Raw genomic sequence first — 19603 nt, 5'->3', positions numbered from 1 at the left:
GACCATGCCATGACCGTCACCGACACCAACCAGCCGAAAACCAGGAGCGGTGCGACCAAGGCCACCGTGTTCGTCGATGGCGCGTCCGGCACGACCGGCCTCGGCATCCAGGAGCGGCTGCTCTCGATCGGCGACGTCGCGGTGAAGTACATCGCCGAGGACAAGCGGAAGGACGCCGGCGCCAAGCGCGCGCTGATGGAGGAGGTGGATCTCGTGATCCTCTGCCTCCCCGACGAGGCCGCCAAGGAGACCGTGGCGCTGATCGACACCATGGGCAATGCCGCGCCGAAAGTGCTCGACGCCTCGACGGCCTATCGCGTTGCGCCCGATTGGGCCTACGGTTTCCCCGAGCTTGCGCCCGACCAGGCCGACAAGATCCGTCACGCGAAGAAGGTCTCCAATCCGGGCTGCTATCCGACCGGCGCGATCGCGCTGCTGCGGCCGATCGTCGACGCCGGCCTGCTGCCGGCGGATTATCCCGTCACCATCAACGCGGTGAGCGGCTATTCGGGCGGCGGCAAGTCGATGATCGCCAGCTTCGAGGACGGCTCGGCGCCGGCCTTCGAGCTCTACGGCCTCGGCTTCGAGCACAAGCACGTGCCGGAGATGCAGCTCTACTCGCATCTGACGCGAAGGCCGATCTTCATCCCGTCGGTCGGCAACTACCGGCAAGGCATGCTGGTCTCGGTGCCGCTGCAACTCGACGCGCTGCCGGGCAAGCCTGATGGTGCCGATCTGCATGCCGCTCTGGCGAAATGGTACGCCGGCAGCAAATATGTCTCGGTGATGCCGCTGCAGAACGAGGCCGCCAAAGGCGGGCGGCTCGAGCCGGAGGCGCTCAACGAGACCAACCAGCTCGAGCTCTATGTCTTCGCCAGCGACAAGCACGGTCAGGCGGTGCTGGTCGCACGGCTCGATAATCTGGGCAAGGGCGCCTCGGGTGCCGCGGTTCAGAACATGCGGCTGATGCTCGGTCTGGCCGACAGCTGACGGCGACGCGGATCGTGGACGACGCTACGCTGCAATTCTATCGGCGCAATGCCGAGGCCTATGCCGGGTGGGCGAAAGCGCCGTCCACCCGGCTGATCGGCTTTCTGAAGCTGCTGCCGCCGGGCGGCGCGATCCTCGAGCTCGGCTGCGGCGCCGGCAATCATGCCGCTGTCATGCTCGCCGAAGGCTTTGTGCTGCGTGCGACCGACGGGTCGCCCGAGATGGCCGAGGTCGCGGCGCGCCGCATCAATCATCCCGTCGAGCCGATGCTGTTCGATGAGCTCGAGGACCACGAAGCCTATGACGGTGTCTGGGCCAGCGCCTGCCTGCTGCACGTGCCGCGCGACGAGTTGGCCGGCATTCTCGGCCGGATCCATCGGGCGCTGAAACCCGGTGGCGTGTTCTACGCGAGCTACAAGATCGGCCACGGCGATGGCCGCGACAGCATCGGCCGCTACTACAATTATCCCGTGGCGGACTGGCTCGCTGCGACCTACGCCGCGTCAGGGGCGTGGACGCAAGTCTCGTCCGACACCAGCGAGATCAAGAGCTTTGACGAGGCGCCCGCGACGATGCTGCACATCGTGGTGCGCAAGAGCGGGTAGTTGATGCCGCGCCGGCGCGGCTGTCGCCGCAACCGGCGGGAATATCTGGATCAGAGAACCTTGAAGATCGCGAGCGCCAGCACCGCTTGGGCGAGGAAGCCGACCGTGAAGGCCAGGGTGCGGAACACCGGCAGGCCGAGCGTGTACACGATCAGGTGGGCGACGCGGGCCCAGAAATAGACGGCGCAAGCGAGCACGGTCCATTTCGTGGAATAGTCGGCGGCGTTGAGGATCAGGACCAGCGGCGCGAAGATCACGAGGTTCTCGACCGCGTTGTCGTGCGCGAACATCAGGCGGTTGGCCCATTCTGCGTGCGGCTTGTCGGTGCGCGAGGGATTGGCCATGGCGCCGGAGAGGCCGCGCACTTGGCAGCGGTTGATGGTGTAGGGGATCCACAGTATGCCGGTCAGGATCACCGTCAGCGACAGCCAGAACAGTTCGCGCGTCATCGTCTCCCCCTCACGTGAATTCGATTCCCGACCGTCGGGACCATCTATTTATAGCTGAGCGGAAGACTTGGCGCTACGCGAAGCCTTTGCGCCGCGCGAAGACTTGGCGCTACGCGCGGACCCGGACATAGCTGCCAGGAGCGTCCTCGAGCACCGACACCCCGTTCGCGCCCACGATGCGCGCCGGCACGGTTTCGGGGTCGTGGCTCTCCAGCCAGGCGCGCCAGTCGGGCCACCACGAACCCTTGTGCTCCTCGGCGCCCTTCAGCCAGTCGGCGAGCTTCATGTCCTTGATGTTGTCGTTGGTCCAGTACTGGTACTTCTTCGACGCGGGCGGATTGACCACGCCGGCGATGTGGCCGGAGCCGGACAGCACATATCTCACCGGGCCGCCGAAGAACTGCGAACCGTAGAGCACCGATTCCGCCGGCGCGATGTGGTCCTCGCGGGCGGCGAGGTTGTAGACCGGCACCTTCACCTTCGACAGATCGAGCAGCGTGTTGTCGAGCACCATGGTGCCGGTCGACAGCCGGTTCTCCAGATAGCAGTTGCGCAGGTAGTAGGAGTGGTTCGACGACGGCATCCGCGTCGCATCCGAATTCCAGTGCAGCAGGTCGAACGAGGAGGGCGCCTGGCCCTTCAGATAATTGTTCACGACATACGACCAGATCAGGTCGTTCGAGCGCAGCATGTTGAAGGCCATCGCCATCTTGCTGCCCTCGAGCACGCCGGATTCCTGCATGTCGCGTTCGAGCGCCGAGATCTGGTCCTCGTCGACGAACACCAGGAGATCGCCGGCATGGGTGAAGTCGACCTGCGCGGCAAAGAACGTCGCCGATGTCACGCGCTGGCGGCGCTTCTCGGCGAGATAGGCGAGCGTCGAGGCGAGCAGGGTGCCGCCGACGCAATAGCCGGCGGTGTGCACCTTCATCTCGCCGGTGACCTTCTCGATGACGTCCATCGCCGTGAGCGGGCCTTCGGTCATGTAGTCGGCCCAGGTCTTCTTGCCGAGCTCCTTGTCCGGATTGACCCAGGAGATCACGAACACCGTGATGCCCTGGTCGACGCACCATTTGATGTAGGACTTCTCGGGGCGCAGATCGAGGATGTAGAACTTGTTGATCCAGGGCGGCACGATCAGCAGCGGCGTGCGCAGCACGTTCTCGGTCGCCGGCGAATACTGGATCAGCTGCATCAGCTCGTTCTGGAAGATCACCTTGCCCGGCGTCGTCGCCATGTTGACGCCGACCTCGAGATTGCTCGAGTCGGACTGGCGAATCCGCAGCGTGCCATGGCCGGCCTCGATATCCTCGGCCAGCATCTTCATGCCGCGCACCAGATTGTCGCCGTTGGTCTCGACGGTGGCGCGCAGCACCTCCGGATTGGTCAGTACGAAATTCGACGGCGCCAGCGCGTTGGTGATCTGCTGGACGTAGAATTCGGCCTTCTTGCGCGTGTGCGGATCGATCCCGTCGGCGTCATGGACCAGCTGCTGCGCCCATTTCGAGGTCAGCAGATAGAGCTGCAGGATGAAGTCGAAGAACTGGTTCGACTTCCATTCCGGATCCTGGAAGCGCTTGTCGCGCGGGGCCGGGGCGATCGCCGGCTTGGCATCGGCCTCGCCGGCCATGCGGCGCACCGCCGAGCCCCAGAGATCGAGGTAGTCCTTGCCGAGCTGCATCTGCAGCGACGAGGCGCGCTCCTTGTCGGACAGCCAGTATTCGGCGATCACGCTGAAGGTCTTGATGACCTCACCGAGCTCATTCGGCGGCTTGTCGCGGACTTCTCCGGTCTGGCGCGGCTTGAGATAGGCTGCCAGCGCCTGGCCGCTGCTCTCCATCGCTCGCGCGATGTTCATCGCGAAGGCTTCGGCGTTGAATTTCGGGGCGGCCTGGGTGTCGGTACTAACGTTGCTCATCTAAGGTACAATATCGCGTCGTTTGGAGGGCGTCATCGCGCGGTGCGGCAATGAAAATCAGTCAAAATCCGATGTTTCTCCCTGTTGCGGTGCGTCAAAAAATCTTTGTTCTGACATATTGAAGCCTCAGGGGTCGCTTTTGGTGTTCTCGCTTTAAGCGTTTCGGGCGACAATGGTTTGAAACGCTAAAGTCGGAATTAACGCAGCGGGGACGCTGCAAGGCTCGTACCAGTGCGACCCGTGTCGGCGACGTGCGACGTGCGCGCTAGCTTGTTGGGGACAATTCGGCGCATGCCGATCGATCGAATGAACAGGGGGCTCGCGGCCGCAGTGCTGCTCGCGTCGTTGGTGGCGCTGAGCGGGTGCTCGAGCACGATCGCCGATATGACGCTGCCGGCCGACGCCCCGGCGCGGCAAAAGGATGCCGGCGGCTACCTCCCGGTCCATGATCTTCCGCCCGACCGCGCCGATCCGACGATCAAGCCGGCGGACCAAGCCAAGATCGAGCAGGAGTTGATTGCCGCGCGCGAGCGCCAGGCCTCAACCGCCGCCCAAAGCGGCAAGTAGCGCGCGACAAACGGCCTATCAGCGCTGGCGCCGCCCGGTGTCCGTGCTAAAAGAAACCCAGTTCAACCGCAGATCCGGCCGCAGCCCCCAGATCGTGCGCCTGAATTCGCTCTAAGTCATTGATTCAGTGCGATTTCTGTCAGAGGCCGAGCCGGCTTCCGCAAACTGGACCAAGGGGGTCGATTCTGGCATCGCGGTTGTCGGAGCAAGGGTCCCATGGAAGATTTTTACCGCATTCGCCGTCTGCCGCCTTACGTCTTTGAGAAGGTCAACCAGGCCAAGGCGGCCGCGCGCAACGCCGGGGCCGACATTATCGACATGGGCATGGGGAACCCGGACCTGCCGACCCCGCCGCATGTGATCGAGAAGCTCAAGGAGACGCTGGGCAAGCCGCGGACCGACCGCTACTCGGCTTCGCGCGGCATCAACGGCCTGCGGAAGGCCCAGGCCGCCTATTATGCGCGCCGCTTCGGCGTCAAGCTCAACCCCGACACCCAGGTGGTTGCGACGCTCGGCTCCAAGGAGGGCTTTGCCAACGTCGCGCAGGCGATCACGGCGCCCGGCGACGTCGTGCTGTGCCCCAATCCGAGCTACCCGATCCATGCGTTCGGCTTCCTGATGGCGGGCGGTGTCATCCGCTCGGTGCCCTCGGAGCCGACGCCGCAGTTCTTCGAGGCGGTCGAGCGGGCGATCATCCATTCGATCCCGAAGCCGATCGCGCTGATCGTCTGCTATCCGTCGAACCCCACCGCCTATGTCGCGGACCTCGATTTCTACAAGGACCTCGTCGCGTTCGCGAAGAAGCACGACATCTTCATCCTGTCCGATCTCGCCTACGCAGAAGTTTATTTCGACGAGAACAATCCGCCGCCGTCGGTGCTGCAGGTGCCCGGCGCGATCGACGTCACCGTCGAGTTCACCTCGATGTCGAAGACGTTCTCGATGGCCGGCTGGCGGATGGGCTTTGCGGTCGGCAATGAGCGGATCATCGCGGCGCTGGCGCGGGTCAAATCCTATCTCGATTACGGTGCGTTCACGCCGGTCCAGGTGGCGGCGACCGCGGCGCTGAACGGTCCCGACGACTGCATCCGCGAGATGCGCGACACCTACCGCAAGCGTCGCGATGCGCTGGTCGAGTCATTCGGCCGTGCCGGCTGGGACATTCCGCCGCCGCAGGCCTCGATGTTCGCCTGGGCGCCGCTGCCCAAGGCGTTCGAGGCGGTCGGCAGCATGCAGTTCGCGACCCTGATGGTGGAGAAATCCGGCGTCGTGGTGTCGCCAGGCGTGGCGTTCGGCGAGCATGGCGAGGGCTATGTCCGCATTGCGATGGTGGAGAACGAGCAGCGCATCCGGCAGGCCGCGCGCGGCGTGCGCCGCTTCCTTGAAAGTGGCATCGAAACGTTGCACAACGTCGTTCCTCTCGCCAACCGACGCTAATCCTTCCAGGTTGCTTTATTCATGGTCGCACCCCTGAACGTGGGCATAGCGGGGCTCGGCACCGTCGGTGCCGATGTCGTCCGCCTCATCGAAACGCAAGGACGCGCGCTGGCCGAGCGCAGCGGCCGACCCGTTCGCGTGGTCGCGGTCACGGCGCGCTCGAAGGCCAAAAAGCGCGGCCTCGACCTGCATGGCATCGCCTGGGCGAAGAGCCCGCAAGACCTCGCCGAGGATCCCAACATCGACTGCTTCGTCGAATTGATGGGCGGCGCCGGCGATCCCGCGCTGTCCGCGATCGAGACCGCGCTGAAGGCCGGCAAGTCGGTCGTCACCGCCAACAAGGCGCTGATCGCCAAGCATGGACTGCGTCTTGCCGCGGCCGCCGAGAAGCACGGCGGCGCGCTGAATTTCGAGGCGGCGGTCGGTGCGGCGATCCCGGTGATCAAGACGCTGCGCGAGGGCCTCGCCGGCACCAGCGTCAACCGCGTCTACGGCATTCTCAACGGCACCTGCAATTACATCCTGACCCGGATGGAGCAGGAGGGCCTGTCGTTCGAGGAGTGCCTGAAGGACGCCCAGCGTCTCGGCTACGCCGAAGCCAACCCGTCGTTCGACGTCGACGGTCACGACACCGCGCAGAAGCTCGCGATCCTGGCGAGCCTCGCCTTCGGAACCAAGGTCGCCGAAAGTGCGGTTTATGTCGAAGGCATCTCCTCGATCACGCCGGAAGACCTCAAGGCCGCCGCGGAACTCGGCTACCGGGTCAAGCTGCTCGGCGTCGCGGTGCGCACGGCAAAGGGCATTGAGCAGCGCGTGCATCCGACCATGGTGCCGAAATCATCCTCGATTGCGCAGGTGATGGGCGTCACCAATGCAGTCGCGATCGACGGCGAGGGGATTCCGCCGATCACGCTGGTGGGACCCGGCGCCGGCGGCGGCGCGACGGCTTCGGCCGTGGTCGCCGACATCGCCGACGTCGCCCGCGGCATCCGTGCCAAGCCGTTCGGGCGCCCGGTGGAGCGGTTGCGCGACACCACCAAGGCGCCGATGGAACGCCATGAAGGTGGCTATTATATCCGCCTGATGGCGCGCGATCTTGCAGGCACTGCCGCAACAATCGCCACCCGGCTGGCGGAACAGAAGATATCTCTGGAATCCATCGTGCAACGGCACCCCGATGGCGTCGATGTGAACGGTGCGGCCAAAAAACCTTCACCGGTCCCGGTCATTCTGATTACCTATGCGACCAGCGAGGATGCCGTGCATCGTGCGCTGGCCGCAGTGCAGCGCGATAAGGTCATCAGCGGCCGGCCGCAGGTGATACGGATCGAGAAAAACTAGCGCATGGCCTGAACGGGTCGGGCGTGAGACGATTGATGCGGGCAGGCTGGCCTGTCCCAGAGGCTTAAGGAGTACGCCGATGTCGACCCATATTTCCGTTCCGCCGCAGATGCTGCTCGAGCGCATCCTGACGCTCGAAATCGTGCGCGTGACGGAGCGCGCGGCGGTGTCGGCCGCGCGGCTGCGCGGCCACGGCCAGGAGAAGGCCGCCGACAAGGCCGCGGTCGACGCGATGCGGCGCGAGCTCAACAAGCTGCCAATCGAGGGCACCATCGTGATCGGCGAGGGCGAGCGCGACGAGGCGCCGATGCTGTTCATCGGCGAGAAGGTCGGCCTCAACGCCGGCCCCAAGGTCGACATCGCGGTCGACCCGCTCGAAGGCACCACGCTGTGCGCCAAGAACATGCCGGGCTCGATCGCCACGATGGCGATGGCCGATGGCGGCACGCTGCTGCACGCGCCCGACGTCTACATGCAGAAGATCGCGATCGGTCCGGGCTTCGCCAAGAACGTGATCGAGCTCGACGCGCCGCCGGCCGACAACGTCCGCCGGCTCGCCAAGGCCAAGGGTGTCGACCCCAGCGCGATCAACGTGCTGGTGCTCGACCGTCCGCGCCATGCCGACATCATCAACAGCGTGCGTTCGACCGGCGCTGCCGTGCAGCTCATCACCGATGGCGACGTCGCCGGCGTCATTCACTGTGCCAAGCCCGATGAGACCGGCGTCGACATGTATATCGGCACCGGCGGCGCGCCCGAGGGCGTGCTGGCCGCGGTCGCGCTGCGCTGCATCGGCGGCCAGATGCAGTGCCGCCTGATCCTCGACACCGAGGAAAAGCGCGAGCGCGCGCACAAGATGGGCGTCACCGATCCGAAGATGATCTACGGCATCGAGGACATGGCCAAGGGCGACTGCCTGTTCGCCGCCACCGGCGTCACCACCGGCTCGCTGCTATCAGGCGTGAAGTTCAAGAAGGACGTGATCGAGACCGAGACCGTCGTGATGCGCTCGGTCACCGGCACCGTGCGCTACATCAAGGCCGAGCATCGGCAACTCGAGAAATTCCACCTGGACTAAACAGACGCTGTCATTCCGGGATGGTCCGAAGGACCAGACCGCAGATGAGCAATTGCGCATCGGGGAATCTCGAGATTCCGGGTTCGATGCTGACGCATCGCCCCGGAATGACGACAACAAGAACAACAAGAAGGGGAGCCACCCATGTCCGATCTGTCCGGAGTCAAGGCGCTGGTATTCGACGTGTTCGGCACCGTGGTTGATTGGCGCACCAGCCTGATCAACGATTTCACCAGATGGGGCGAAACGCGCGGCATCAAGGCCGACTGGACCGCGCTGGTCGACGGCTGGCGCGCGGTCTATGCGGCCTCGATGGACGAGGTGCGCAAGAACCCGCAGAACGGCTACGTCATCCTGGACGTCTTGCACCGCCGCTCGCTGGAAAAACTCGTCGCGCAGTTCGACGTCAAGGGGCTGAGCGAGGCCGACCTGCAGCATCTGACGCGAGGCTGGCATCGCCTGCACGCCTGGCCCGACAGCGTCGCCGGCCTCACCCGGCTGAAGACCAAATACATCATCTCGCCGCTGTCCAACGGCAACGTCGCGCTGCTCACCAACATGGCGAAGTTCGCGGGGCTCCCGTGGGATCTCGTGATGTCGGCCGAACTGTTCGAGCACTACAAGCCCGATCCGGAAACCTATCTCGGCGCCGCCAAGCTGCTCTGCCTGCCGCCGGAGCAGGTGATGATGGTCGCCGCGCACAATTACGACCTGAAGCACGCGCAGAAGCTCGGCCTGAAGACCGCCTTCGTGGCGCGTCCGACCGAATACGGCCCGCTGCAGAAGGTCGATTTCGAGGCCACCGGCGAGTGGGACATCGTGGCCAAGGATTTCGGGGACATCGCCAGCCGGATGGGCTGCTAGCTCGACGCTCGCCGAACCGGGAGAGCGAAGCATACTGCCGACCAGCGCCGAAAGGGGCCGCGCTCTCGCGGCCCCTTCGTCCATATCTGTCGCGTTGCGATCAGAAGCGGTAGTTCACACCGGCCTTGATGGTGTGAAACTTGGTGTCGACGTCCATTCCGGCATTCGCTGTGAAGCCGTTCGCGACGTCGTTGATCGCGCTGGAAAGCAGTGTCCGGCTCCCGAGATCGATGTAGAGATACTCGGTCTTGAAGGACCACTGCGGAGCAAGAGCGTATTCCAGGCCCGCGCCTGCGGTCCAGCCCCATTGCGTGCCACCCGATGCAACTGACGTCGTGTGAGCCACGCCGTTCGGTCCGGCAAAGCTGAAGGTTCCATGGGTGTCGACCTTGCCATAGGCCGCGCCGCCGGTGGCGTAAAGAAACAGCCGATCCCAGGCGTAACCGAGCCGGCCACGCACGGTGCCGAACCATGCAATCTCGGAGCCGGTGCCGAATGTGGTTGCGACGCTCGTTCCGTTGACGGTGAGGATCTGATTGCCCTCGAACCTGCCTTCGATACCCGACCACTGGAAGTCGGCTTCGAGACCGAGCACCACATTGCTGTTGTATTGGTGATTGTATCCGATCTGCCCACCGCCGAAGAAGCCGCTTGATGTCAGGCTGAATTTGCCGCTGGTGCTTGACGTGAGCGGGGGGGCCTCGGCCTGCAACTGTCGGGCCGAAGCGTGAAAGGGATACTCGAACCTGTCACCACCGAAGCCGACATTGGCACCGACGTAGAAGCCGGTCCAGGAGAAGGCCTGAACCGGTGTGATCACCGGCGCCTTGACTGGATAGGACATGTCGGCTGCAAGCGCGGGAACAAACGACGCACCTAGAAACAAGCCAGCGCCGAGGAGAGATTTCTGCATTGATGGGCCCCTGAAAGTGTCGCGCTGAGCGCAGATGCCCTGGGGCATTGCGGTTGCGAACAGCTGCTGATCCGGACCCGGTGAGCGCCGACGTCAGATTGCGACGTCGTTTCCCGCGGCATCCTGCGCGCAAACTGGCAGGGCTCGCAGCCGCGGTCTTGTTCTCATGCGCAACGGAATTTAGCTCCTGCGCACCCGCACCAAACTTCGGAGCAATGTTGTAGCTTCGCAACAGGACGCATGCTTGATGTGCATGCACTGCGACAAATCGGGCGGTCGTTGCGGCGAAATTACGCATAGCCTGAGGAGATGCGCTTCATATGATGAATGCACCCAAAGGTTGCCTCTGTGAATCGCGCCAGTATTTCGTCGGAATGCCTTGATCCTGAACTGGCGGACCACCAGAAGTTCTCGCTCTGGAGCGAGCAGATGGAGGCGCTCACCTGTTGCGTCGACATCACGCGATCCGACGATCGGCCGTTCTCTGCATCGATGCAGTGGGCTGATTTGTCGGACGTGCAAGTCTCCCGCTTTGCCGGCTCCTTCCATCGAATAAGACGGTCGCGGACAGCAATTTCACGCGGCCCTAACGATGATTTCTGTCTGCTCTTCCATCGCGGGCGTGGCACCTTTCGCGTGGATCAGGCGGGACGCGAAGCTGCTCTCGCCCCGTCAGGCGCATTTCTCGGCAGCAACGGCATGCCCGCGGACATGGTGTCCGACGCTCCGTTTTCCTGCACGACATTGACGGTCAGCAGGGATCGCCTCCTGTCTCTCGTCGGCGCCGCCGACGAGGTGCTGGTCAAGCCGCTTGACGAACGAAGCCCCGCTGTCGGTCTTCTGCAAAGATACATTGAACTCGTGGTCGATCTCCCTGGAGAGCCGCATGATCCGCTGCTCCAGAACCATGTCGGCACCACGCTGCTCGACCTGACTGCGCTGGCGTTGGGTGCGCGAGGGGATGCGGCGCAGAACGCGACGATGCGGGGCCTGCGGGCCTCCCGCACGCAGGAGGTCATCGCCGAGATCAACCGCAGTTTTGCCAGTGCAGGGTTTTCAGTCGAGCAGGTCGCGAAACGCATGGGTGTCTCGGCCAGATATGTGCAGGATCTGCTGCAGGACACCGGTTCGAGTTTTACCGAGCGGCTCCTTGAGCGACGACTCCAGCACGCCATGCGCCTGCTCACGAGTGAGCAGGGAGACCGGATGAAGGTCAGCGACATTGCGCTCGCCTGCGGCTTCAACGAGATCGCCTACTTCAATCAGCGATTTCGGCGGCGCTTCGGCCAAACCCCGACGCAATCGCGGCGCTAGCAAAATTCCCGCGAGTCCCTTCAAATTGCGCTGGTTTTCGGCCCGGGCCGGCTTGGTTCCCGGGGCGCAAAAAAGGCATCTATCCACAGCTCTGGCCGGTATTTGGGCTTGGAAGTCAGCCTTTTCTTTGCAACGCGTAAAGGATCATGCCGCTGCACGCATCCGCACTGCCCGTCGAGGCGCCACAGGCGTTCCTCGGCGTGACGCGGTCGCTGACCGGAAAACTCTGGCGCGACCGGCTGGATGCGCGCGGGGCGGCGCGGGCGCTCGCGATCGTGCAGCGTCACAACCTGCCGGAAATGCTGGCGCGCGTGCTGGCGGGCCGCGGTGTCGCGATCGACGAGGTCGCCGATTTCCTCGACCCGACCATCCGCAAGCTGATGCCGGATCCTCACACGGTCACCGAGATGGAGCATGCCGCCAGGCGCATTGCGGATGCCGCCGTGCGCGGCGAGAAGGTTGCGATCTTCGGCGACTATGACGTCGACGGTGCGACCTCGGCGGCACTGCTGACCTGGCATCTGCGTCATTGCGGGCTGGATCCGCTGATCCACATTCCCGACCGTATTTTCGAAGGCTACGGGCCGAACGTCGACGCCGTGCGTGCGCTGGCGGCGAAGGGCGCGACGCTGCTCGTCACGGTCGATTGCGGCACCACCAGCATCGAGCCGCTGGCGGAAGCCAGGAAGCTCGGGATGTCGGTCGTCGTGATCGATCATCACCAGACCGGCGATGTGTTGCCCGAGGTCGACGCACTGGTGAATCCGAACCGGCCTGACGATATTTCGGGGCTTGGCCATCTCGCAGCGGTCGGCCTCGTGCTGGTGACCTTGGTCGCGGTGAACCGCGAACTGCGCCAACGCGGCTTCTGGACCGGCGAGATGCCGGAGCCGGACCTGCTCAGCGTGCTGCATCACGTCGCGCTCGGCACCGTAGCCGACGTCGCGCCGCTGGTCGGGCTCAACCGGGCCTTCGTCGCAAAGGGCCTGATCGCGATGCGCCGCCGCGACCATGTCGGCCACACCGCGCTGATGGACGTGGCGCGGCTGAACGGCCCGCCGGAGGCCTGGCATCTCGGCTTCATGCTGGGACCGCGCATCAATGCCGGCGGTCGGATCGGGCGCCCCGATCTCGGCGTGCGGCTGTTGCTCGAAGGCGACGTCTCCGAAGCTGCGCGGATCGCGGCCGAACTCGATCGCCTCAATGCCGAACGGCGCGTGATCGAGCAGGCGGCCGAAGCACAGGCCGAGGCCGAGGCGCTGGCTTCGCTCGGGCTCGAGGACAAGGGCGCTGTCATCGTCACCGCGGCGGAAGGCTGGCATCCGGGCGTGGTCGGGCTGGTCGCGGCGCGGCTGAAGGAGAAGTTCGCGCGTCCTGCGTTTGCGATCGCGCTGGAGCCGGGCGGCATCGGCACCGGATCGGGCCGCTCGATCGGCGGCGTCGATCTCGGCAAGGCGGTGCGGCAGGCGGTGCATGACGGCCTTTTGATGAAGGGCGGCGGGCACGCGATGGCGGCCGGCGTCACCCTGCGCAAGGAGAAGCTCGCCGAATTCCGCGCCTACATGGAGAGCGCGCTGGCGGCCGACGTCGCCAACTCGCGTCACGAGAACGAGCTGTTCATCGACGGCGCCGTGACCGCGCGCGCGGTGACGCCGGAGTTCGCCGCGACGCTCAATCGCGCGGGCCCGTTCGGTGCCGCCAATCCGGAGCCGGTGATCGCGCTGCCGTCGCATCAGCTGGTCTATGCCGACGAGGTCGGGCAGGCGCATCTGCGGCTGCGCTTCAAGTCAGGCGACGGCTCCATCGTCAACGGTATCGCGTTCCGTTCCGTCGGACAGAAGCTCGGCAGCGCCTTGACGCAAAATCGCGGCCAGCAATTGCACGTGGCGGGCTCTCTTGCGGTCGACCGTTGGCAAGGCACCGAACGTGTGCAATTCCGTGTGCTCGACGTCGCGGTGCCGGATCAGGGCCCGACGGTGATCCGATAAGAAACGTTGGGAGAGGACATGGCAGGACAGGTTGAAGGCAAGGTCGCGCTGGTGACCGGCGGCGCATCGGGTATCGGCGAGGCCATCGTCGAACTGTTCGCGCAGGAAGGCGCGACGGTCGTTGCGACCGATATCGACAAGTTGAGGGGACCGGAGCTCGCAGCCCGGCTCAAGAAGGCTGGTCGCGACGTGGTCTTTCTGCCGCAGGACGTCACCAGCGAGGAGCGCTGGATCGAGGTCATCGCTGACATCGGCAAGCGCTACGGCCGCCTCGACATTATGGTCTCGAATGCCGGCATCGGCATCGGGGCGCCTTCGATCGTCGAGATGTCGCTCGCCGACTGGCGCCGGCAAACGGCGATCAATATCGACGGCGTGTTCCTGTCGGTGAAGCACACCCTGCCGCTGATGCGCAAGCATGGCGGCGGCTCCATCATCATGATGTCGTCGCTGGCCGGCCTGCGTGGCGCGGCGACGCTCTCCGGCTACAGCGCCACCAAGGGCGCGGTCCGGCTGTTTGCCAAGTCGATCGCAATGGAATGTGCGCAGGTGAACGACGGCATCCGCGTCAACTCGGTGCATCCCGGCATCATCGACACGCCGATCTGGGGCAAGATCCCGACCGGCGCGACCGGCGCCGGTCAGAACGCGCCGATCGATCCGGAGGAACGGGCAAGGTTCGCCACGCCGCTCGGCCGCGCCGGACAGGCGATCGAGATCGCGCAAGGCGTGCTCTATCTCGCCTCCGACGCATCACGCTATGTGACCGGCACCGAGCTCGTGATCGACGGCGGCATGAACGCCGGCGGCGTCGTGCGGCAGCCTGCGAGCCGGTAGGAGCGAACTGTCGTAGCCCGCAGCGGAGCGACATGCGGGAAATGCGTCCCCGGGTATCGCTTTCGCTCACCCGGGCTACGCAGATCGCAATGACGGTTAGCCGCCTTGCCGTAACCGCGCCAGCACCTTGAGCCCGCCGTAACCGTCGGCGGGCAACAGGCCCATCTTGATCTGAAAATCCTTGATCGCCTTCATGGTGTCGTTGCCGACGCGGCCGTCGGTGCCGCCGGTGTCGAATCCGGCCTTGGTTAGCCGCGTCTGCATCTCCTGCACCTCGGCCAGCGTCAGCGCGCGCTCCGAGCCCGGGAAGGGCTGGATGAAGGGCGGCCCGCCGAGACAGCGGTCGCCGAGATGGCAGATCGCCAGCGCATAGTTCATCGACGGATTGTAGCTCTTCACCGAATTGAAATTCGGGCCGAGCAGAAAAGCGGGACCGCCGGTGACCGGGATCCAGAGCTGCGCCGACGCGTTCGGCTGCGGAAACGGCTGGCCGTCGGCGCGCGTCACGCCGGCGCTCGCCCAGGCCGCATAGGTGCGGCTGCCGCTGGTGCCGCCGCCGGGCGCGCGGACCTCGTAGCCCCAATGCTCGCCGCGGTGCCACTTGCCGCGATTGACGAGATATTTCGCGGTCGAACCGAGCGCGTCGTCGGGCCGGCCGAACGGCGAGACCTTGCCGTCGCCGTCATAGTCGAAGCCGACATTGAGCCAGACTTCCGGCATCCACTGCGAATGCCCCATCGCGCCGGCCCAGGAGCCGTTCATCTCCTCCGGCGTGCTCCAGCCGCGCTGCACGATCTTCATCGCGTTGATCAGCTCGGTTTCCCAATAGGCCTTGCGGCGCGGCTCGTTCCAGGCGAGCGCCGCCAGCGAGGGAAACACCGGCGTCATGTGGTTCTGCTGCACCAGCGGATCGCCATAGGCGGACTCGACGCCCCACAGCGCGAGCAGCGTGCCGCGCTCGACGCCGAAGTCGCGCTCGATCCGGCCGAACAGGGCGTCGTTCTTCTTCAGCGCCTCGCGGCCATGGATGATGCGCCAGTCCGAGACGCGGCGGTTGATGTACTGCCAGATCTGCTCGTGGAACTCCGGCTGGTTGCGCATCTGCCTGAACACGCTCATGTCGGGCTCGACCCGTCCCATGCAGCGAGTCCAGGTCGCCTCCGAGATGCCTTTTGCCAAGGCGCGGGCGCGGAAAGTGTCGCGCCACTGATCGAAGCCCGCCGGCGCGGCGGCCAGCGCGCCGAGCGGATGGGCGAGCGCGACACCAGCGGCGAGTCCCGCCTTCAGGATGCAGCGGCGGGCAGGGGATCTCGGAGAATCAGGCTGTTTCATCGGGCCAGTGTAGCGGCGCCGATCGGGTGAGCCAAAAGCCACGCCGCCGCAGGAGCTAGCTATCCTGCAAATCTGTGGCGATTTTCGACAGCCATTGCCGGACGATCTGCTCCGATCTGGCGTCAAGGCCGGCGGCGAGCCGGCGCTCCTGGGCCTGCGCGATATGGCGGCATTTCTCCAGCAGCGCGGTTCCATGGCCGGTCAGGGTCCATTGCAGCACCCGGCCGTGGACGGGGTGAGGCGTCTTGCGGATCGCGCCGTCGCGCTCGAGGTTGCGGATGATCACGCTGACGGTCTGCGGCGTCAGCAGCGCGACGCGAGCCAGATCGGCGCCTGACAGGCCCGGATAGGCCTTCAGCATGGTGAGCACCACGAATTGCGGCGAGGTGACGCCGAGCTCGGCGAGCGCGCGCTCCATCGACAGCCGCGAGGCCGCGTGGGCCTGGCGCAGCAGATAGGCGAGATAGCCCTGCTCGCCGCGCTTGCCTTCGCCGGGCGGCGGAACGGAAGGGGCGAGCAGGACGTCGCCTGCGGTCGATCCTGCATTCGCTGCGGCCCTTCGGCCGGCGGCTTTTTCGATCGGACGCCGCCCGGCGGTGCCGGATTTGCCTCGTTTCTGCATTGCCGCCATGTTGCCTGCTGTCGCGTTTGCCGATGTCCGCATCTTGCCGATGATATCAGAGCTCTGATAATGTCTCAGCACACTGATAACATGAGGCCAGGCCAATGTCACATGCCCGTAAGGAATACACCGACTTCGAGAAGCTCGCGCCCGACGTCTTCGCCGCGGTGCGCGCACTCGGCCAGTTCGCGGCGAAGGCCGGCCTCGACAAGCAGCTGCTCGAGCTGGTCAAGCTGCGTGCCTCGCAGATCAACGGCTGTGCCTTCTGCGTGCAGTATCACATCCTGCAGGGCGAGAGCCTCGGCGTGCCCGCCGACAAGCTGAACCTCGTCGTGGTGTGGCGCGAGGCGCCGCAGTTCACGCCGCGCGAGCGCGCCGCGCTGGCCTGGGCCGAAGCGTTGACCACCTTGCCGAACGGCGTCAGCGACGAGGTCTATGCGCAGGCCACCGCCGAATTCTCCGAGCCGGAGCTGACTTACCTGACCTCGGCGATCGCATCGATCAACGTCTGGAACCGGTTCGGCGCCGCCTATCGCTGGACGCCGCCGCCGCGCCGGCAGCGTGAGGACGCGGCCTCGTAACGTCGAGACGGATCAAACGGCAGCTGACAGGGAGGAAAACAATGACCTCGATGGCAATGACTCCATCTCTTGCATTCGCGCGGCCGCCGCGACCGGTCGCGCTGGCCGTGATCGCGGGACTGGCCTGCGCCTTCGTGATCGGCAAGGCACTGCCGACCCCGATGGACGCGATCTCCGCGGTGATCGCACCACTCTGTGCGAGTGCCAATGCGGCGTCGCCGCTCGACAGGGTCGAGGTCATCAGCTCGCACGCGCTGCCCAATGTGCCGGGCAAGCGCGTCACCGTGGTGCGCGTGTTCTATGGTCCCGGCGGCTTCACGCCTCCGCACCGCCATTCCGGTTCGGTGACGGCCTACATCACCAAGGGTGAAATCCGCTCCCAGCTCGGCGGCGGGCCGGTCGAGAGCTTCAAGGTCGGCCAGTCCTTCTTCGAGCCGCCGGGCTCGACCCACATGGTCTCGGCCAATGCGAGCACCACGGAGCCGGCGGAGCTGATCGCGGTGTTCGTGGCGGACGAGGGCGCGCAGCTGACCACGATGCTCGAATAACGATCGGTTGGGCGCTCGTTCTGCAAGACGTGCGCACTGGACCAGTTTGGTGCCCAGTTCGCGTGAAACTGGACCTTGCGCGCGACGGGGCGGGTCGATTGATTGCGCGGCAGCTCACGGCGTTTGCCGCCGACGAGGGACGAACCGATGATCAGTCTGAAGGGGCTCTCTGCCTTCCCGATAACGCCTTCGAACCGGGATGGACGGGTCGATGTGGGTGCGCTCCGCGCCTTGCTCGACCGCTTGATTGCGGCGAAGGTGGATTCGGTCGGGCTGCTCGGAAGTACCGGCTCATATCCGTATTTCAGCCGCGATGAGCGGCGGCGCGCCGTGCAGGCGGCCACCGCCTTGGCGGACGGCAACACACCAATACTGGTCGGCATCGGCGCACTGCGCACCGACGATGCGGTGCGGCTGGCCCAGGATGCGCGTGATGCGGGCGCGACGGCAGGCTTATTGGCGGCGGTTTCCTATACGCCGCTGACCGATGACGAGGTCTTTGAGCATTTTCAAACCGTAGCCCGCGAGAGCGGGTTGCCGATCTGCATCTATGACAATCCCGGAACGACCCACTTTCAATTCACGCCGGCTCTCATCGGCCGGCTCAGCCGGGTCGAGGGAATTGTCGCGGTGAAGAGTCCGGCGCTGGATGCTTCGACCGTGGCGGGCCATCTCAGGGAATTGCGGGCTGTCGTTCCTGACGGCGTTGCGTTGGGTTACAGCGCCGACTGGAATTGCACCGAGGCCCTGCTGGCGGGCGGAGATACCTGGTACAGCGTTGTCGCAGGAATCTTCCCGAAGGTCTGCGTGGACATCGTTCGCGCCGCGACGAGCGGCGATGCGGCCCGGGCGCGAGAGCTCAACGCGCGTCTGCAGCCGATCTGGGATTTGTTCAGGACATATTCCAGTCTGCGCGTCGTCTACGCACTTGCCAATCTCAGAGGGGTCTGTGCGGCCGAGCCTCCACGTCCGATATTGCCGCTCCCCGCGGACGCTCAGGGAAAGGTCAAGGAGACGCTGGCTGCGATGGAGATCGACTGATCGCAACCACGGCGCAAGGCGCTAGATGCCGGCGCGCGCCAACGGGTCGCGGCCGAACCGGTTGTCACCCTTCGATCCCGGCAGCACGCTCAGCGTTGCGACGAGCGCCAGATACGGGATCCAGTATTTGACGTGGAGCGCGGCGGCGAGGTGGGGAATGGCGAGGATCGTCAGCGCCCACCAGCCCGAGATGTTGAGATCATGCAGCCGCTTCACCAGGATCGCGGCGAACGGCCACAACGACAGCATGAGCAGCAAGCGCAGGACGGACAGGTCGTCGGCGGGCGGGCTGCCGTCGTAATACCGCGGACCAGGGTCGAGCCTTGCGCCGATGCGAATGACGAGCATGTCGACCAGGACGAGGCCGAAAAATCCCAGGCCGAATTCCTGCCGGCTGATGCGGCCTTTCACCGAAAGAAAGAACCAGCTGAAGGTCGAGAGCATGCTTGGTTATGGTCCAGCCTGAACGGGCATCTTATCCATAATTGCGTCCGACGGTTGAAGCGGGACAGGTTCCCGCGGATTGCTGCGTCCATCATGATCATTCAAGCTGGCAATTGTCGCCGTGACATGACGCGCATCGATGCGATTCCGAATGGAACCTGCGGCCGTCCCGTCAGCGGCATGGCTTCCATCGGCGCGCGAAATCGGCATAACGATCGCAGGGCGTGCTCGGCTTTCTGGGAGGCGTTCGATGCGATTGCCGGTATTTCTGTCGACGCTTCTTCTGATTCCTGCCGTGGCATGCGCCGAGGAACCTGCGACGAATGCGCCGGCGCTGTGGGGCAGCCCCACGGTCGACAACGGCGCCTGCTGCAAGACGCTTGGCGAGGTGCGCAGCAATATCGACCGGCTCGACCGCGAGATCGTGCGCCTGATGGCCGAGCGCGGCCGCTACGTCCATGAAGCCGCCCGCTTCAAGGCCAACCCGGCGCAAGTCGAGGCGCCCGAGCGCGCCGAGGCGGTGGTGAAGAAGGCAATGACGCTGGCCGAGCAGGATGGGCTGTCGCCCAAGGTCGCGGAGGCCGCCTATCGCGCGATGGTGCGCGCCTTCATCGATTATGAGCAGGGCATCTTCGCGGCCGCCGCGGCGCGCGGCGATGCGCCCTGGAAGAAATAGGCGGGCGCGGCTCACCATCCGGACCAATGACGCTACCGATGTGGCGCGGAGCTCCATG

20 protein-coding genes are annotated in these 19603 nt (G+C 65.1%); 14 read left to right on the top strand and 6 right to left on the bottom strand.

Going from position 1 to position 19603, the window contains the following annotated elements:
• Positions 1–9 precede the first annotated feature (9 nt).
• Together argC and E2I15_RS07970 are read left to right on the top strand one after the other, a co-directional pair.
• Positions 10–990 (top strand): N-acetyl-gamma-glutamyl-phosphate reductase, encoded by a 981-nt coding sequence (gene argC, locus E2I15_RS07975; protein ID WP_137483666.1) that lies wholly within the window; start codon positions 10–12, stop codon positions 988–990.
• A gap of 14 nt (positions 991–1004) precedes the next feature.
• Positions 1005–1595, top strand: coding sequence for a class I SAM-dependent methyltransferase (locus tag E2I15_RS07970; protein ID WP_137483665.1), 591 nt, complete (start codon positions 1005–1007; stop codon positions 1593–1595).
• 50 nt (positions 1596–1645) lie between these two features.
• Here E2I15_RS07970 and E2I15_RS07965 read toward each other — a convergent pair whose 3' ends face one another.
• Together E2I15_RS07965 and E2I15_RS07960 are read right to left on the bottom strand one after the other, a co-directional pair.
• Positions 1646–2044 carry an MAPEG family protein gene (locus tag E2I15_RS07965; RefSeq protein WP_137483664.1) on the bottom strand — a complete coding sequence of 133 codons (399 nt, stop codon included), beginning with the start codon at positions 2042–2044 and terminating at the stop codon, positions 1646–1648.
• A gap of 109 nt (positions 2045–2153) precedes the next feature.
• Positions 2154–3962, bottom strand: a complete 1809-nt coding sequence (locus tag E2I15_RS07960; protein WP_137483663.1) for a PHA/PHB synthase family protein — start codon at positions 3960–3962, stop codon at positions 2154–2156.
• A 291-nt stretch (positions 3963–4253) separates the two neighbouring features.
• Here E2I15_RS07960 and E2I15_RS07955 point away from each other — a divergent pair, with 291 nt between their 5' ends.
• The 5 genes from E2I15_RS07955 to E2I15_RS07935 all read left to right on the top strand — a co-directional run bounded on the left by E2I15_RS07955 (position 4254) and on the right by E2I15_RS07935 (position 9249).
• Positions 4254–4529 (top strand): hypothetical protein, encoded by a 276-nt coding sequence (locus tag E2I15_RS07955; RefSeq protein WP_137483662.1) that lies wholly within the window; start codon positions 4254–4256, stop codon positions 4527–4529.
• Between the two features lie 216 nt (positions 4530–4745).
• Positions 4746–5966 (top strand): LL-diaminopimelate aminotransferase, encoded by a 1221-nt coding sequence (locus tag E2I15_RS07950; RefSeq protein WP_016842955.1) that lies wholly within the window; start codon positions 4746–4748, stop codon positions 5964–5966.
• Between the two features lie 21 nt (positions 5967–5987).
• Complete coding sequence (locus tag E2I15_RS07945) at positions 5988–7307, top strand: homoserine dehydrogenase (protein WP_137483661.1); 1320 nt, start codon at positions 5988–5990, stop codon at positions 7305–7307.
• A gap of 79 nt (positions 7308–7386) precedes the next feature.
• Positions 7387–8385, top strand: a complete 999-nt coding sequence (gene glpX / locus E2I15_RS07940; protein WP_137483660.1) for a class II fructose-bisphosphatase — start codon at positions 7387–7389, stop codon at positions 8383–8385.
• A gap of 144 nt (positions 8386–8529) precedes the next feature.
• Positions 8530–9249 carry a haloacid dehalogenase type II gene (locus E2I15_RS07935; protein WP_137483659.1) on the top strand — a complete coding sequence of 240 codons (720 nt, stop codon included), beginning with the start codon at positions 8530–8532 and terminating at the stop codon, positions 9247–9249.
• Positions 9250–9349: 100 nt separating this feature from the next.
• On the opposite strand, the gene E2I15_RS07930 is transcribed toward E2I15_RS07935, so the two are convergent.
• Entirely contained in the window at positions 9350–10093 is a 744-nt protein-coding gene (locus tag E2I15_RS07930; RefSeq protein WP_246668445.1) for an outer membrane protein, read from the bottom strand.
• Between the two features lie 417 nt (positions 10094–10510).
• On the opposite strand from E2I15_RS07930, the gene E2I15_RS07925 reads away from it, so the two are divergent.
• The 3 genes from E2I15_RS07925 to E2I15_RS07915 all read left to right on the top strand — a co-directional run bounded on the left by E2I15_RS07925 (position 10511) and on the right by E2I15_RS07915 (position 14301).
• Entirely contained in the window at positions 10511–11476 is a 966-nt protein-coding gene (locus E2I15_RS07925; RefSeq protein ID WP_170991818.1) for an AraC family transcriptional regulator, read from the top strand.
• A gap of 146 nt (positions 11477–11622) precedes the next feature.
• Positions 11623–13464, top strand: coding sequence for a single-stranded-DNA-specific exonuclease RecJ (recJ, locus tag E2I15_RS07920; RefSeq protein ID WP_137483656.1), 1842 nt, complete (start codon positions 11623–11625; stop codon positions 13462–13464).
• 18 nt (positions 13465–13482) lie between these two features.
• Entirely contained in the window at positions 13483–14301 is an 819-nt protein-coding gene (locus E2I15_RS07915; RefSeq protein ID WP_137483655.1) for an SDR family NAD(P)-dependent oxidoreductase, read from the top strand.
• A gap of 96 nt (positions 14302–14397) precedes the next feature.
• On the opposite strand, the gene E2I15_RS07910 is transcribed toward E2I15_RS07915, so the two are convergent.
• On the bottom strand, positions 14398–15633 hold the full coding sequence (locus E2I15_RS07910) for a lytic murein transglycosylase (protein ID WP_137483654.1): 1236 nt from the start codon (positions 15631–15633) through the stop codon (positions 14398–14400).
• A gap of 55 nt (positions 15634–15688) precedes the next feature.
• Positions 15689–16264 (bottom strand): MarR family winged helix-turn-helix transcriptional regulator, encoded by a 576-nt coding sequence (locus E2I15_RS07905; protein ID WP_137483653.1) that lies wholly within the window; start codon positions 16262–16264, stop codon positions 15689–15691.
• 95 nt (positions 16265–16359) lie between these two features.
• On the opposite strand from E2I15_RS07905, the gene E2I15_RS07900 reads away from it, so the two are divergent.
• From E2I15_RS07900 to E2I15_RS07890, 3 genes are all read left to right on the top strand, one after another.
• The gene (locus E2I15_RS07900) at positions 16360–16836 is read left to right on the top strand and encodes a carboxymuconolactone decarboxylase family protein (RefSeq protein ID WP_137483652.1); all 477 of its coding nucleotides are present in this window, start codon (positions 16360–16362) and stop codon (positions 16834–16836) included.
• 41 nt (positions 16837–16877) lie between these two features.
• The gene (locus tag E2I15_RS07895; protein WP_137483651.1) at positions 16878–17384 is read left to right on the top strand and encodes a cupin domain-containing protein; all 507 of its coding nucleotides are present in this window, start codon (positions 16878–16880) and stop codon (positions 17382–17384) included.
• 147 nt (positions 17385–17531) lie between these two features.
• Positions 17532–18425: a dihydrodipicolinate synthase family protein gene (locus E2I15_RS07890; RefSeq protein ID WP_137483650.1), complete on the top strand. Its 894-nt coding sequence runs from the start codon at positions 17532–17534 to the stop codon at positions 18423–18425.
• Between the two features lie 21 nt (positions 18426–18446).
• Here the strand turns inward: E2I15_RS07890 and E2I15_RS07885 are convergent, their stop codons facing one another.
• Complete coding sequence (locus E2I15_RS07885; RefSeq protein ID WP_137483649.1) at positions 18447–18869, bottom strand: DUF805 domain-containing protein; 423 nt, start codon at positions 18867–18869, stop codon at positions 18447–18449.
• A gap of 250 nt (positions 18870–19119) precedes the next feature.
• Between E2I15_RS07885 and E2I15_RS07880 the strand changes: the two genes are divergently transcribed.
• Positions 19120–19545: a chorismate mutase gene (locus E2I15_RS07880; protein ID WP_137483648.1), complete on the top strand. Its 426-nt coding sequence runs from the start codon at positions 19120–19122 to the stop codon at positions 19543–19545.
• Positions 19546–19603 lie beyond the last annotated feature (58 nt).

Source organism: Bradyrhizobium sp. BR2003, from assembly GCF_009720285.1.
Classification (GTDB): Bacteria; Pseudomonadota; Alphaproteobacteria; order Rhizobiales; family Xanthobacteraceae; genus Bradyrhizobium; species Bradyrhizobium elkanii.
Note: the sequence above shows the minus strand (reverse complement) of the source record. Positions and strands in the feature narration are given on the sequence as shown.

Bases quoted from the DNA above. Each gene is read 5' to 3' on its own strand.
- E2I15_RS07935 (WP_137483659.1), top strand. From the start codon at position 8,530: ATGTCCGATCTGTCCGGAGTCAAGGCGCTGGTATTCGACGTGTTCGGC.
- E2I15_RS07950 (WP_016842955.1), top strand. From the start codon at position 4,746: ATGGAAGATTTTTACCGCATTCGCCGTCTGCCGCCTTACGTCTTTGAG.
- E2I15_RS07895 (WP_137483651.1), top strand. From the start codon at position 16,878: ATGACCTCGATGGCAATGACTCCATCTCTTGCATTCGCGCGGCCGCCG.
- glpX (WP_137483660.1), top strand. From the start codon at position 7,387: ATGTCGACCCATATTTCCGTTCCGCCGCAGATGCTGCTCGAGCGCATC.
- E2I15_RS07955 (WP_137483662.1), top strand. From the start codon at position 4,254: ATGCCGATCGATCGAATGAACAGGGGGCTCGCGGCCGCAGTGCTGCTC.
- E2I15_RS07930 (WP_246668445.1), bottom strand. From the start codon at position 10,093: ATGTCCTATCCAGTCAAGGCGCCGGTGATCACACCGGTTCAGGCCTTC.
- E2I15_RS07915 (WP_137483655.1), top strand. From the start codon at position 13,483: ATGGCAGGACAGGTTGAAGGCAAGGTCGCGCTGGTGACCGGCGGCGCA.
- E2I15_RS07890 (WP_137483650.1), top strand. From the start codon at position 17,532: ATGATCAGTCTGAAGGGGCTCTCTGCCTTCCCGATAACGCCTTCGAAC.
- E2I15_RS07960 (WP_137483663.1), bottom strand. From the start codon at position 3,962: ATGAGCAACGTTAGTACCGACACCCAGGCCGCCCCGAAATTCAACGCC.
- E2I15_RS07945 (WP_137483661.1), top strand. From the start codon at position 5,988: ATGGTCGCACCCCTGAACGTGGGCATAGCGGGGCTCGGCACCGTCGGT.
- E2I15_RS07910 (WP_137483654.1), bottom strand. From the start codon at position 15,633: ATGAAACAGCCTGATTCTCCGAGATCCCCTGCCCGCCGCTGCATCCTG.
- E2I15_RS07880 (WP_137483648.1), top strand. From the start codon at position 19,120: ATGCGATTGCCGGTATTTCTGTCGACGCTTCTTCTGATTCCTGCCGTG.
- E2I15_RS07905 (WP_137483653.1), bottom strand. From the start codon at position 16,264: ATGGCGGCAATGCAGAAACGAGGCAAATCCGGCACCGCCGGGCGGCGT.
- argC (WP_137483666.1), top strand. From the start codon at position 10: ATGACCGTCACCGACACCAACCAGCCGAAAACCAGGAGCGGTGCGACC.
- E2I15_RS07965 (WP_137483664.1), bottom strand. From the start codon at position 2,044: ATGACGCGCGAACTGTTCTGGCTGTCGCTGACGGTGATCCTGACCGGC.
- recJ (WP_137483656.1), top strand. From the start codon at position 11,623: ATGCCGCTGCACGCATCCGCACTGCCCGTCGAGGCGCCACAGGCGTTC.
- E2I15_RS07900 (WP_137483652.1), top strand. From the start codon at position 16,360: ATGTCACATGCCCGTAAGGAATACACCGACTTCGAGAAGCTCGCGCCC.
- E2I15_RS07885 (WP_137483649.1), bottom strand. From the start codon at position 18,869: ATGCTCTCGACCTTCAGCTGGTTCTTTCTTTCGGTGAAAGGCCGCATC.